Raw genomic sequence first — 12,694 nt, forward strand, 5'->3', positions numbered from 1 at the left:
ATATGTTGAAAGCCATTATCATTGACGACGAACAGCATTGCATTGATAGGTTGCAGCTGCTTCTTGGCAACCATTCAGAAACCATTCAGGTTTTAGGCAGTTACTCTTCGGTTGAAGTAGGAAAAAAAGAAATTGACCGGCTAAAGCCAGATGTAGTTTTTTTAGACATCCAATTGAATGAAGACACTGGTTTTGATTTGTTGTCCCAATTCGAGCGTATTGATTTTGAGGTAATTTTTACTACTGCCTTTGATAACTATGCTATTCAAGCCTTTAAATTTTCGGCTTTGGATTATCTATTAAAGCCCATCGCTGAAGATGATTTGGAGCAAGCAGTAAAAAAACTTATAAAGCAAACAGGCTTAAGAGACACTTCCCAACGCATAGAAACATTGTTCCACAATTTTAAAAGAGAAATAGGTCATTCTAAAAAGCTTGCGATTCCTACCATGGAGGGCTTGGTTATGGTCGATGTCGATAAAATTATACGTTTACAGTCAGATGTGAACTACACTCATATATTCATTGCCACCAACACTAAAATAACAACCTCCAAAACCCTAAAATTCTTTGAGGAAATACTTGACCCTCAGCAATTTTTTAGAACCCATAAGTCGCATTTGGTAAACTTAAAGTACGTTGTTTCATACATAAAGGGAAAGGGAGGCTATGTAGTATTGTCAAACGGTTCAAAATTGGAAGTTGCAGTTAGGCGTAAAGATTTACTGCTTCAGAAACTAAAGACAATATGACAAATTGGTTGAAATCCTAAAACCATGAAGGCAATTTCCAAAAAGGGTAAGTTAGATGGTCTTGAATAACCAACTGTAGAATGATACGTAGAAGCAATGTTTCGTCCGATATTTTAAACTCTCGCTTGGGCTGCAATTAATTCCTTTCTAATACCCATTTAGGATAGCCTTCTGTTTATTCCGAAACTTCCCATCCTTCATTTTAAGTTCACTTCCGAGCCGCCACTATTACTTCTTTTTTGCTCGCAAAACTACAACATCCGCTGTCGGACGACGGCATAAACCGTTGCGTTACCCTCCACTTTTTATACGCCTTACCTCCCTTGGATATTGCTTAATCGTAAAGCATCAAAAAAGGTAACAGCGACGGCTCTACGGGAAGTAAATCTAAAATCAGAACAATGAAATCATTTCAAAAAACATATCAAAGGCTATCCAAAAAATCAAAAAAGGAAAACGCTCTAGATACAATAAGTAAATCAATTTTTTAATCCTTTAAATTTTAATATTATGAGTTCTATTCAAAATCATGTACAGTTAATCGGAAACCTTGGGGATGACCCCGCAGTAACGAACCTTGACAGCGGGAAAAAAGTAGCCCGGTTATCAATGGCGACCAATGAGAACTACAAGGACAAAGACGGTGAAAAACAGACCGAGACCAATTGGCACACTGTCGTGGCTTGGGGCAAGACTGCCGAAATCATCGAAAAGTACGTCACGAAAGGCAAGAAAATTGCCGTAGTTGGTAAGCTAAAAACGAGAACTTACACCGATGACAATGGACACCAACGCTATGCCACAGAAGTTGTAGCAAGTGAAATTTTACTGCTGAACGGTAATTAAAAAAGAAAGAGGGTGTTCCTCTGGAAAGTAGCACCCTCTTCTTCATTATTCCTATATCCCTAAAGATTAGAACAATGAGAAGTAAAGTTAGTGAAATAAAGGTGAGTTACAGTGAAAAGATTCCTGTAAGACTTAGATATAAAGTGAACTCTTCCCAAGCCGTGGCCGAAGTGTTGTATCGCTATTGGGACAGGGAAACCATACAATTGAACGAAACCTTCAAAGTAGTTCTTTTGAACAATGGCAATCGAATAAAGGGAATTTATGAAGTCTCCAAAGGTGGTATCACAGGTACTATGGTAGACCTTAGAATTTTATTTGCCGTTATTCTTAAGAGCCTTTCCGTTGCGATTATTTTGGCGCATAACCATCCGAGCGGAACGTTACGGGCAAGCAAGGCGGATGAAGATTTAACGCACAAAATCAAAAGGGCGGCAGAATTATTTGACGTCAAAGTTCTAGACCATATTCTGTTGGCGCCCAATGGAAACTATTACAGTTTTGCGGATAATGGGCTGCTCTAAATTCAACAGTATTTTATCAGTTAAACCAAATCAATTATCCATCAAAAAGCCGTAAATTTATCACATGATTTTCGGCTTTCTTTTTTACGGTTATCCCACCTTTTTGACTTTCACAGGATAACTGCAAACGACCATTTTTTAAGAGATGTAAGCAACTGGCGGTACGCCATGTTGTTCGATTTTTTTGTGAGCATCGGCTCACAAAAAGGAGAAGCAAGAGGGTAACACGCTTCGCGATGTTTCATTTTTGATGCCCTTTCTTAAAGCCCTTTTATTACAAGGGTTTTCAACGAATTTTAAATCGACTTCTTAAAAAATTGGATTCGTTTTTTACTAAAAAACGCTGTCACCCCTTATAACATGGCAATTTTTTTACTAAAAAATGGATAGAGAATTTAAAAAAGAGAAGTTTGAGACCTTGAAAATCAAATCCTCGGTAGCTCAAAAATTCAAGCGGTACTCCAGGGCAATTTCCAAATCGCAGTCGATGAGCTTGCTTGCTATGTTAGAGTTTTTTGAAGCCACAGGACTTTCCCCAGAAGAACGGTTAGGCCCCAATATAAAGACCCTGGAAAGCTTACTCAAAAAACGCATCAATGCGGTCATTGCCATTGTACGGGATATTGAAAAGAACCAAACCAAACCCACCGTGGCCATGATGCAATCTTTATTTGAAGGTGTGGAACCCGATAAGAAAGAACTACTCTTAGAGAAAGACAGTAAGAGCAAATAACAACCCATCAAATTTGTAGAACGCAATCAAAGGGATTTATAATGTATATCACCATAACCGCACAAAAAACAGATGGCAATTTTTCACAAAGTGCTGCGGACTTTGTTGCCTATCTGGAAAAAGAAAATGAGCAAGTACAGCCTTTGGAGATGCAATATTTTTTTAATCAATATGGAGAACAATTCTCCGCTGAAGAAGTGACTGAAGCCATTGATAAAAATACGGCCAAATTAAAAAAACGAGAACCCAAGTTTTATTCCATAACCGTGAGCCCAAGCGCAAGGGAGTTAAGACAAATAGAGGACAATAAAAATGCCTTAAAACAATATACCCGTGAGATAATGAAGGATTATGCTGCTTCTTTTAATCGGGAAATCAATGGTAGAACGGTAACGGTTGATGATATTTTATACTTCGCTAAAATAGAACATCAACGCACGTTTAAGGGAACGGACAAGCAAGTTCGGGAAAATCAACCCTTTGCGAATCAAATCTTGGAACTCAAGCATCAAATCCGGAGAATATCCACAGGAAAGGAAATGGGCAATATTCAAAAACTTCAACGAAAAATACGGCGATTGGAACACGAAGCTCCACATCAACAAAACGGTAAGCGTATAGTCCAGGGAATGAAGAAAGAAGGCAATCAAAGCCATATTCATATCATCGTTAGTCGAAAAGACATTTCCAATTCGGTAAGCCTTTCTCCTGGAAGTAAATACAAAGCCTCAGAAGTAATGATGAATGGCAAAAAAGTGAAACGGGGTTTTGACCGTGATTCCTTTTTTGCGAAAGCGGAAAAGACCTTTGACAAAACCTTTGGATATAAACGAAACTATGCAGAAAGCTATCGTTCCCGAAAAGATTTCCTGAAAAATCCAAAGCTCTATTTTTCAGTATTGATGGGGCTACCAGCCAATGAAAAAGCAGTGGCCTTTAAGATTTTGGGTAAATCGGGTGTGCCCATACTCAATATTCCCACCAATAAGGTGCAACTGGCTATTAAAACCTTCAAACGCTTAAAACGAGGTGTCGATGTTGCACTGCGTTCTGGCTCAATTGGGATTTAATGGTGGCCATTGAATTACATATCATAGGAATATTGCTTGGGTTAGCTCTTGTGTTTTGGAGTACCCACAAGCTCTTTCGGTATGCCTTTGGCATCAATATGCTGCTAATTCTGAGTTTGATTTGGGCAGAAATACAGTTGGGCAGATACCATTTTGGTATCTCAAGAATCCTTCTGCTTTTAGGGTGTCCGTTGATGCTTTTAAATACGGTTTTATATGTTTTCTTGTCCAAAGAAAATGGTGGTACTTCCAAGAAGCGACCATTTTATGTGCAACTCAAAACAACAAAACAGCCTGTTCACTTGGAAAACATCCGGAGGGGAATTTCCATCATAGGTTCGGCGGGTAGCGGTAAGACGGAAAGTGTGGTTTACGGCTTGTTACAACATTTTGCAAAACATCAATTCTGTGGAGTCATTCATGATTACAAGGATTTTGAAATCACCGAAATGGCGTACCCATTGTTCCATAAGGCTGGAATTGACGTATATACTATTGCTTTTGACCAAATATACCAACGTGTCAATCCCATTGCTCCCAAGTATTTGCCCAACGAGGAAAGTGTCAACGAAGTGGCACGAGTGCTTATCGAAAATTTGTTGGAGCAGAAAGAGTCAGGAGCTTTCGGGACGAGTAAGTTCTTTAATGATGCTGCGGAAGGATTGATAGCAGGATTAATATGGAAATTACGCTCTAAGTACAAGAAGTATTGTACGTTGCCACACCTAATAGCCATTTATCAATTGCTTGATACGGATAGTCTAATTGCCTTTCTGAGTAGCGACCAAATCGCCAAGGCTATGGCCAGTGCATTTATTGGTGGTAAAGATTCTGACAGGCAAACTGCTGGTGTAAAGAGCACCCTGGCCAACGCGCTTAAAAAGATAAGTTCCAAACAATTGTTTATGGCGTTGAGTGCTGATGAAGTTCCTCTGAACATAAATGGGCTGGACAAACCAATGGTAGTTTCCGTGGTCAACAATCCGAAATATGAAACGGCATATTCACCTACAATAGCTGCTATTATCCATACCATCACCAAGCAAATGAGCGTTCGGGGCAAAAAGCATTCCTTTCTAATGATGGAAGAAGCACCTACCATTCGACTGCTCAATATGCACCGTATTCCAGCAACTTTAAGAAGCTATGACATCTGCACGGTCTACGTGATGCAGGATAAAGTACAAAATGATATGATGTATGGTGACAAGGCGAGTCGGGCCATTCTTAGTAACCTTTCCTATCAATTCTTTGGCAAGGTCAATGACCCCGATACCGCTAAATATTATGAGCGTTTCTTTGAAATCATTAAGCGAGAAACTACGAGTATCAACCGGAGTCACAATCTTAATTTTGATACTCGAATTACTACCGGAGAACGCGAGGTGAGCAAGAATCGAGCAGCTATTTTCTTCAAACTAAAACAAGGTGAGTTTATTACCTATGCCGATGGCATGGACAAGAAAGTTCAATTCAAAACCCCAAAAATTTTAAAGGCTCGCCCTGTTCCTCAAGAGAAATATTCAGAACAAGACATTCTGGAGAATTATGAAAGGATTTTTGAAGAGGCCAGGTCGATATTTAAGTAGTGTAAAAATGTATGAAAGTTTCTTTTATCCCAATTAATTTTGGTATAATGTTACTTTTATAAGTGATATAACAAGTTGTACAGCATTTGACGAATGACAGATATTGATAAAGAAATACAAGCAGATTATAGAAATAGAATCAACCGAGTTTTTAAATTCATTGACCAAAACTTGGAATCGGATTTATCCTTGAACACAGTTTCAGAAATTGCTTTTTTCTCGCCATTTCATTTTCACCGAGTATTCAAATTCGTTACAGGAGAAACTCTAAATGGATATGTAACGCGAAAAAGAATTGAAAAGTCGGCAACCGAATTACTTCATAAAAACGGTACAACAACTGAAATAGCCCACAAATTTGGCTTTAGTGATAACTCTTCGTATTCAAGAACATTCAAAAAATACTTTGGAGTAAGCCCAACTGAATTTAAAAAACAAAACCCAAATAGACATAGCAAGATTCGCCAACTTGAAAGCAAGAATGGACAAGAATATCCTGACTATGAAAAATACATTTGCGTCATTAATAATCTTAAAAATTGGATAAAAATGAACGCAAAAATTGAAATTAAAGAAATGCCAAAAATGGATTTGGCTTTTGTTTCAAGTATTGGACCTCAAAATCTTGAGATGGCTTATGGAAAACTAATGCAATGGGCAACACCAAAAGGCTTGATTAATGACCAAACAAAAATGATTACGGTTTATCATGACAGTTTTAAAGTAACAGAAGCAGATAAAGTGAGAATGAGTGCTTCAGTCCTATTGGATAAACCAATCGAAACAGAAGGAGAAATTGGACTGACAACTATTGAATCTGGAAAATTTATTGTTGGAAGTTTTGAAATCGGTTTAAACGAATTTGAAAAGTCGTGGACTGGATTATTTGTCTGGATGAACGAAAACGGATATAAAAAAGTTGACCGAGAACCTTTTGAGATTTACCATAACAATTTTAATGAACATCCTCAAAGAAAAGCAATTGTTGACTTTTGCATACCGATTGAATAAAAAACGCTGTACACACAATATTTTAATAAATGAAAGACATAGAAATTTTATTTGAAAACAAAATCGGGCAATTGGCTCTTATGGGAGAAACACTTGGAAAAAACAAAATTAGTCTAGAAGGCGGTGGAGTTTTTCAAAATGGAGATTTTTCAATAGCTCACTTTTTGGTCAAGGAGGCGGTTAAAGCAAAGGCGGAGCTAGCAAAAGTCGGAATAAAGGTTACAAAAATAAATGATGTAATAATTCAGAAGCTTAGACAAGATGTACCTGGTCAATTGGGAGCGTTTTGCAAAGAATTATCTAATGCCAATGTTAATATCTTGACACAATATAGCGACCATTCTAATCAACTAATAGTCGTTGTTGACAATTACGAAAAAGCAAAAATCGTGTCCGATAAATGGATGAAAAGATGGTGGAGTAATGAAAATTATAAAGTATGACAAAAAAACATAATTATAGAACAACCGTAGAATGGACTGGTAATAAAGGTAAAGGAACTTCAGGTTACAAAGAGTTCGAGAGAAGTCATATTGTATCTATCGATAAAAAGCCTGATATTTTATGCTCTTCTGACCCTGCTTTTCGAGGTGATAGAACAAAATACAATCCTGAGGAACTTTTACTTGCGTCACTATCATCTTGCCATATGCTTTGGTATTTGCATTTGTGCTCAGAATCTAAAATCATTGTTACAGAATATTTAGATAACGCGACTGGAATTATGATTGAAACATCTAATGGTAGTGGATACTTTTTAGAGGTTACTTTAAATCCAAAAGTTGTAGTTGCTGAAAGTTCGATGATGAAAAAAGCAGTTGAATTACATAAAAAAGCTAATGAGCTTTGCTTTATTGCAAATTCAGTAAGCTTTAAAGTAAATCATTATCCGAGTTGTTCAATTGCATAAAAAAATGTATCGCCAATAATGTATATAAATTTATTACTCTTAATACAGGAGACTTTGTTTTTAACTAATGAGCGTATAATTCAAAATGAAAATTTTTTTTAGAAGAAAAAGGGATAAGGATTTTGAAGCATTTTCAAGTGAATATTTAGAGGAAGAAAAAGAAATACTTGTGCTTACAAATGACGAACCAAGTGTGGCAGGGAAACTACATAACTCTTGGTATGTTTCACAGTATTTTTTAGCATATTTTGACATAAATACAAATAAACTTATAAAGGGGGATGGAAGAATAAATTGGGTTTTAACGGATAAACAATATAAAGAGCACGGTACTTCATATCCTTATCATTTTAAAGGAGGAACAATCTACCACCTTAAAGTTAAAGAGTTGAAAGATAAAACAATTCCTGAAGGACGACTGGCTTCTTTTTATAATCGTTTTATGGTTGTAAAAGTTATTAAGGAAAGTTTTCAAAATAATGAATTACTCGAAATATTGGAAGAATATAAAAAACCCGTAATAATGAGTAATGAGATATTGGGCAAGTTTGAACTTAATAAAGATTATGCAAATTTCTACGGAGAAATTGATTGGCGAGGTAAAAAAGTTTCTGTTTCATTAGGTGTAGATATTAATGATAACGCAACCTGGACAAAAGCATTGGATAAGTTACTTTATTTGTATGACCAACAAGAAAAAATCGATTTGGATTTAAGAAAATTCTCAGGAGAAGAACTCACTTATTTAGCGAACGATTGGTTAGAAGATGAAAATGAAGAAATAACAAAAAACGATTTTATAAACAGAATGAGCCTATCTGAACTTGTTGTACACTTCGATGGAGACTTTACGGCATATTATAATGATGATAATATGTTTTATGGACATACAATAGATGTATCAGGAAATATAGAAACAGGAATTGATTCGGCTAATATTGCAGGGTGAAAAACTACGTACAACGAGGTATTTAAACAATAGCGGTTTAGGTGCAGACCTGAACCGTTTTTGTATAAATTAAAGTATATTGTAATCCGAAAAGTGCTTGCATAAAAGTCCGCTACTTCTCATACACAAGACCAATGATGGATAGTCTTGTCACACACTTAAATTTCCATCGTCTTTAGAGTACTTCTAAAGATTCTACAGATGAAAAAACTCTTTCTGGTCACCTTCACAGTTCTAATGATTTGTGGCTGTAAGGTGTTTTCTCAAACCGCTAAGCTAAAAGAAGTAGGCACAAGGGGTTGGTATACAACCCAAGAACCATTTGCTGCGTTCAATCCCAAACATAAGTCTGTAGAGATTTGGACACCCAAAAACATAAAAAAGCCACCGGTGATTGTGTATGCCCATGGGGGAGCTGGGTATCGAGAGGATGACCAAGCACGTGTGGAAATGTTTCGCCGTAATGGTTTTGCCACCATCTCATTCGATGCCTATGAGATGAACGGATTGGATTGGAAATTTGTAACACGTAGAGTAACAAACACGGGTAAGCAGAACTTGATTTGGGGTGTTTTTAAGGGAGCAGTGGAATACGCTTTAAATGGAAACGATTGGGACAATCAAAACATCTTTTTCTATGGAGCATCGAATGGCGGCCGTACAGTTTTGTATGCTGGAGGTGAACTGGCAAACGAAAGAGTCAAGGGCATTATTTCGGAAGCTCCAGCAGGTTCAGGATATGAACTGGGAGATGTTACTATTCCTACCATTATTTTATTTGGGAAATTGGATACTTGGGCCGGTAAGTCTGAAACGGATTATGTTTGGACCAGAACATATCCAAATTCTCCTATATCTATTGAGAATTGGGTGCAATCACAACGCGAAAAGAAGCATCCTGTCAAATTCATTTTTTACAAGGATGCAGGGCATTTGTTATTCGAAGGCCCACTTGAAAAGGTAGAGGTAAAACGCGGTGATACAATTGCTTTCACGGCCTACCAAGGAGCGAGTGAAGAAACACTCAAGCAATATGAAAAAGACGTTTTGGGATTTGTGAATAACAATATGACCAATTAAGGCATTACGCATCTTATTGTTTCTTACGCCAAGAGTGTGATAGGTAATTCGTAAATTAAAGGCCTGTTACGCTTTTAAAAAAATGAAAAAATTAACCCTTATATGTTTTTGTTGTTTCTTTGGTTTTTCACCCTTCTACGGGGCTGCCCAAATTCAAGAATCTCAAATAGATTTTGTCTTTAAGGAATGGAATGAAACTAATGTGCCAGGAGGGTCGGTCGGAATCGTAAAAGATGGAGAACTCATATTTTTCAAAGGATATGGATTGGCCGATTTGGAGCATGACATTCCCAATACTCCGTCAACTGTGTTCTATATCGGCTCCAATGGAAAGCAGTTTGCCGCTTTTTGTGTTTTGTTACTGGAAGAGCAGGGAAAACTAAAATTGACGGACGACATTAGACAATACCTTTCTGACTTTCCCGAGTATGAGTCTCCCATAACCATTGAAAATCTGTTGTACCACACCAGTGGAATCCGTGATTATTCATCCTTATGGGACTTACAGGGGCGAAGCTATTTCGACTTGATTACAGCTGCGGAGACTTATGAAATGCTCAAAAGACAAAGCCGTATCAATTTTCCCCCAGGAGAGGAGGTTTTATATAGCAATGGCGGGTATTTCTTATTATCCGAAATTGTTCAACGAGTTGCGGGAAAAAGCCTAAAAGATTTTGCCAAGGAGCATATTTTTGACCCACTTGGCATGGAGCATACCTTATTTCTCGACAATCATAAAGACCTTATCAAAAACCGGGCTTTCGGTTATTACAAAAGGGCCGATGGTGGTTTTGATAATGCTATACGAAGGTTTGAACTTGTGGGCTCTGGTGGGGTGTACTCCACGGTATTGGACCTTTATAAGTGGGACCAGAATTTTTACAACAATAAGTTAGGTGAAGGAGGACAAAAAATCATCAACAAGTTGCTTAAGGTGGGGCGATTGAATAATGGCGGGTCAACCGGAGAATCGGCAGGGATTCAGGTAGATACCTACAAAGGTATTACCGAAGTCAGTCATGGAGGTTCCCACGGTGGGTTTAGAACGCAGATAATGCGATTTCCTGACCAAAACTTTTCTGTTATAGTGTTGTCGAATAGGTCTGATACCAACTATAATACTAAGGCCAGAGAGATAGCAGATTTATATCTAGAGGAGCATTATTTGAGTGAAAGCGAAACGCGGAAAGCAAAGTCTTTCTTAGACTTGAAATCGAACAAGCTTTCCAAATTTGTTGGCGATTATATTGATGAATATTCAGGGCGTGTCCGCTCCATTGAAATGAGCAATGACACTTTGTTCTATGTTCGGTCTGAAAATAGAAAGGATAAACTTGTACCATTTAGCCAAACTGATTTTGAAATAGTGAGCAGGGGTAACGGACAATTCGGTATTGCTTTCGAAAAGGTCGAACAGGGCAGACAAGCTTTTAGATTTGTCAATGATGGAAGAAAGACCACGCTATTTAAAAGATTCGAGCCCAGAGTTTATGCTGCAGATGAATTACAGCCTTTTGAAGGGAACTATTACAGTAAAGACTTGAATGTCACCTACGATATAAAGATTCAGAATGAAGAATTAACCTTGTTCATCAACCATAACAAAATGAGTACTCTAAAGCCAATTGCTAAGGGCACGTTTGTAAGCAGTAATGCCGATTTTGGGGTATTCTTCTTTGCAGATGATAAAAAACATCTGAAGGTCAATGCCTCGAGAATTAAGGATGTGGAATTTGAAAGGATTTAATATTAGAACACATAATCCCTTAAAGTGGGGTTAGATAAGCTTCATGACCATGATAAAAATTATAAGAGAGAATAAACTCTTGATTTTCTTGACTGTGCTCGTTACTTTGGGAGTCCTGGTTTTTAATGTGTTCCATTATTCTACCAGCTATGGAATCGTTGAAATTAACAATGTAAACTCGCTATTGTTAGTGCCTTTCATCTTGTTGGTATGTGGGCTAGGAATGGTATTGGGCACGACCAAGAATACCGATGAAATCGAAAACGCCTATCAAAACCAGCTGTCGGAACGTGAACAGCAGGTTATCGAGCTTATTTGTTTAGGCAAAAAGAATCAGGATATAGCAAATGAACTATTTGTTGATATTACAACAATTAAGACGCATATCAACCGAATTTACAAAAAGACCGGTGTGAAAAATCGTAGGGAGTTGAAATTCTATGGCAAGAGGGTACTACAAAAGAGTGGAAACCAATAAATCCACCCTTTTTTCCAACCGTTTTTAATTGAGAATTACCATTTTGTCCGTGAATTTTGTAGAAAATCAAAATACAAAATGGAAAAATTAAAAACACCTATTGTTTACGGATTTGTAGTTGCACTCGCCGGAAGCATTTTAATGCTGACACTTTTAGCACTCAAATTACTTGGCCCCAAGGCTATCGCTCTGGAAAATGAAATGACCGGAGGAACCATCCTCTTCTTAATGTTATACCTTTTATTGCTTTTCGCCATTTACTTTGCCATCAAGAAGAGAAAAGATGTTCTAGGGAGAGGCATCCAATTCAAGGAAGCCCTGATTCAAGGATTTGTGGTTAGCTTATCTACAGCAGTATTCAGTGTTGTTTTTACAATTGTTTTTTACGAATTGCTGTATCCATCTTATGTGGCTGACACTATTGAGGCACTTAGGCTGAAAATGGAAAGTTCTGGTGTTCCTGTAGAGAAGCTAAACGCTAAACTGGAGGAAAAAGAGGCATATTTAAGTACTTCAACGCAAAGTATGTTCTCCTTTATTGGAAACCTTATAACAGGAGGAGCTTTTACATTGTTGTTAAGCTTCTTTCTAAAAACAAGTAAAGAAAGATGAATTATAACAAGAAAATAACTGATTACATATCTAAAGCTACCGACGAGCAGGTCGCTTTGTTGGAAGAATTAAGGAAGTTGGTACATACCTCTGTTGAAAATGTCAAGGAAGAACTAAAATGGAAAATGCCTGTTTTCAATAATGGAAAGGACTTTGCTTATCTGCGCTTTGCCAAAAAACACGTTACACTTGGGTTTTACAATATTGATAGACTCAGCGACCCAAACAATTTATTGGAAGGAGAGGGGAATACATTAAGGCATGTGAAAATAAATTCCCTGGGTGAAAATCTAAAGAAGCAAATTTCGCAATGGCTGAAAGAAATAACTTGAGAAAGTGTGAAAGCGTATTCGTCTGGATGTCAAATAAAGTCTTGAGGCATTCTCAAAAAAA

General features: G+C 37.4%; 15 protein-coding genes. All 15 read left to right on the forward strand.

Annotated features, from left to right (window positions below; genetic code table 11):
- The first annotated feature begins 2 nt into the window (after window positions 1–2).
- Window positions 3–752 (forward strand): LytR/AlgR family response regulator transcription factor, encoded by a 750-nt coding sequence (locus tag CLV81_RS11500; protein WP_106145272.1) that lies wholly within the window; start codon window positions 3–5, stop codon window positions 750–752.
- Between the two features lie 510 nt (window positions 753–1,262).
- Entirely contained in the window at window positions 1,263–1,598 is a 336-nt protein-coding gene (locus CLV81_RS11505) for a single-stranded DNA-binding protein (RefSeq protein ID WP_106145273.1), read from the forward strand.
- Window positions 1,599–1,672: 74 nt separating this feature from the next.
- Window positions 1,673–2,122: a JAB domain-containing protein gene (locus CLV81_RS11510; protein ID WP_106145274.1), complete on the forward strand. Its 450-nt coding sequence runs from the start codon at window positions 1,673–1,675 to the stop codon at window positions 2,120–2,122.
- A gap of 382 nt (window positions 2,123–2,504) precedes the next feature.
- Window positions 2,505–2,855, forward strand: coding sequence for a BfmA/BtgA family mobilization protein (locus tag CLV81_RS11515; protein ID WP_106145275.1), 351 nt, complete (start codon window positions 2,505–2,507; stop codon window positions 2,853–2,855).
- A 41-nt stretch (window positions 2,856–2,896) separates the two neighbouring features.
- Entirely contained in the window at window positions 2,897–3,925 is a 1,029-nt protein-coding gene (gene mobB / locus CLV81_RS11520; RefSeq protein WP_106145276.1) for a MobB family relaxase, read from the forward strand.
- Window positions 3,925–5,514 carry a type IV secretory system conjugative DNA transfer family protein gene (locus CLV81_RS11525; RefSeq protein ID WP_106145277.1) on the forward strand — a complete coding sequence of 530 codons (1,590 nt, stop codon included), beginning with the start codon at window positions 3,925–3,927 and terminating at the stop codon, window positions 5,512–5,514. Before mobB ends, CLV81_RS11525 begins: the two co-directional genes overlap by 1 nt.
- 189 nt (window positions 5,515–5,703) lie before the next feature.
- Window positions 5,704–6,525 carry an AraC family transcriptional regulator gene (locus CLV81_RS11530; RefSeq protein ID WP_245911993.1) on the forward strand — a complete coding sequence of 274 codons (822 nt, stop codon included), beginning with the start codon at window positions 5,704–5,706 and terminating at the stop codon, window positions 6,523–6,525.
- A gap of 29 nt (window positions 6,526–6,554) precedes the next feature.
- Window positions 6,555–6,968, forward strand: coding sequence for an amino acid-binding ACT domain-containing protein (locus CLV81_RS11535; RefSeq protein WP_106145279.1), 414 nt, complete (start codon window positions 6,555–6,557; stop codon window positions 6,966–6,968).
- On the forward strand, window positions 6,965–7,435 hold the full coding sequence (locus CLV81_RS11540) for an OsmC family protein (protein WP_106145280.1): 471 nt from the start codon (window positions 6,965–6,967) through the stop codon (window positions 7,433–7,435). Before CLV81_RS11535 ends, CLV81_RS11540 begins: the two co-directional genes overlap by 4 nt.
- A gap of 85 nt (window positions 7,436–7,520) precedes the next feature.
- Window positions 7,521–8,384 carry a DUF2262 domain-containing protein gene (locus CLV81_RS11545; RefSeq protein WP_106145281.1) on the forward strand — a complete coding sequence of 288 codons (864 nt, stop codon included), beginning with the start codon at window positions 7,521–7,523 and terminating at the stop codon, window positions 8,382–8,384.
- Window positions 8,385–8,585: 201 nt separating this feature from the next.
- Window positions 8,586–9,464 carry an alpha/beta hydrolase family protein gene (locus CLV81_RS11550; protein ID WP_106145282.1) on the forward strand — a complete coding sequence of 293 codons (879 nt, stop codon included), beginning with the start codon at window positions 8,586–8,588 and terminating at the stop codon, window positions 9,462–9,464.
- A gap of 82 nt (window positions 9,465–9,546) precedes the next feature.
- Window positions 9,547–11,211, forward strand: a complete 1,665-nt coding sequence (locus tag CLV81_RS11555; RefSeq protein WP_106145283.1) for a serine hydrolase domain-containing protein — start codon at window positions 9,547–9,549, stop codon at window positions 11,209–11,211.
- Window positions 11,212–11,260: 49 nt separating this feature from the next.
- Window positions 11,261–11,689: a LuxR C-terminal-related transcriptional regulator gene (locus CLV81_RS11560; protein ID WP_158259120.1), complete on the forward strand. Its 429-nt coding sequence runs from the start codon at window positions 11,261–11,263 to the stop codon at window positions 11,687–11,689.
- A gap of 78 nt (window positions 11,690–11,767) precedes the next feature.
- Window positions 11,768–12,301 (forward strand): DUF4199 domain-containing protein, encoded by a 534-nt coding sequence (locus CLV81_RS11565; RefSeq protein ID WP_106145285.1) that lies wholly within the window; start codon window positions 11,768–11,770, stop codon window positions 12,299–12,301.
- The gene (locus CLV81_RS11570) at window positions 12,298–12,633 is read left to right on the forward strand and encodes a DUF1801 domain-containing protein (protein ID WP_106145286.1); all 336 of its coding nucleotides are present in this window, start codon (window positions 12,298–12,300) and stop codon (window positions 12,631–12,633) included. Before CLV81_RS11565 ends, CLV81_RS11570 begins: the two co-directional genes overlap by 4 nt.
- Window positions 12,634–12,694 lie beyond the last annotated feature (61 nt).

The sequence above is a fragment of the Flagellimonas meridianipacifica genome, assembly GCF_003001695.1.
GTDB lineage: Bacteria > Bacteroidota > Bacteroidia > Flavobacteriales > Flavobacteriaceae > Flagellimonas > Flagellimonas meridianipacifica.

Bases quoted from the DNA above. Each gene is read 5' to 3' on its own strand.
- CLV81_RS11560 (WP_158259120.1), top strand. From the start codon at position 11,261: ATGATAAAAATTATAAGAGAGAATAAACTCTTGATTTTCTTGACTGTG.
- CLV81_RS11500 (WP_106145272.1), top strand. From the start codon at position 3: ATGTTGAAAGCCATTATCATTGACGACGAACAGCATTGCATTGATAGG.
- CLV81_RS11540 (WP_106145280.1), top strand. From the start codon at position 6,965: ATGACAAAAAAACATAATTATAGAACAACCGTAGAATGGACTGGTAAT.
- CLV81_RS11515 (WP_106145275.1), top strand. From the start codon at position 2,505: ATGGATAGAGAATTTAAAAAAGAGAAGTTTGAGACCTTGAAAATCAAA.
- CLV81_RS11565 (WP_106145285.1), top strand. From the start codon at position 11,768: ATGGAAAAATTAAAAACACCTATTGTTTACGGATTTGTAGTTGCACTC.
- CLV81_RS11555 (WP_106145283.1), top strand. From the start codon at position 9,547: ATGAAAAAATTAACCCTTATATGTTTTTGTTGTTTCTTTGGTTTTTCA.
- CLV81_RS11525 (WP_106145277.1), top strand. From the start codon at position 3,925: ATGGTGGCCATTGAATTACATATCATAGGAATATTGCTTGGGTTAGCT.
- CLV81_RS11505 (WP_106145273.1), top strand. From the start codon at position 1,263: ATGAGTTCTATTCAAAATCATGTACAGTTAATCGGAAACCTTGGGGAT.
- CLV81_RS11535 (WP_106145279.1), top strand. From the start codon at position 6,555: ATGAAAGACATAGAAATTTTATTTGAAAACAAAATCGGGCAATTGGCT.
- CLV81_RS11510 (WP_106145274.1), top strand. From the start codon at position 1,673: ATGAGAAGTAAAGTTAGTGAAATAAAGGTGAGTTACAGTGAAAAGATT.
- CLV81_RS11545 (WP_106145281.1), top strand. From the start codon at position 7,521: ATGAAAATTTTTTTTAGAAGAAAAAGGGATAAGGATTTTGAAGCATTT.
- CLV81_RS11570 (WP_106145286.1), top strand. From the start codon at position 12,298: ATGAATTATAACAAGAAAATAACTGATTACATATCTAAAGCTACCGAC.
- mobB (WP_106145276.1), top strand. From the start codon at position 2,897: ATGTATATCACCATAACCGCACAAAAAACAGATGGCAATTTTTCACAA.
- CLV81_RS11550 (WP_106145282.1), top strand. From the start codon at position 8,586: ATGAAAAAACTCTTTCTGGTCACCTTCACAGTTCTAATGATTTGTGGC.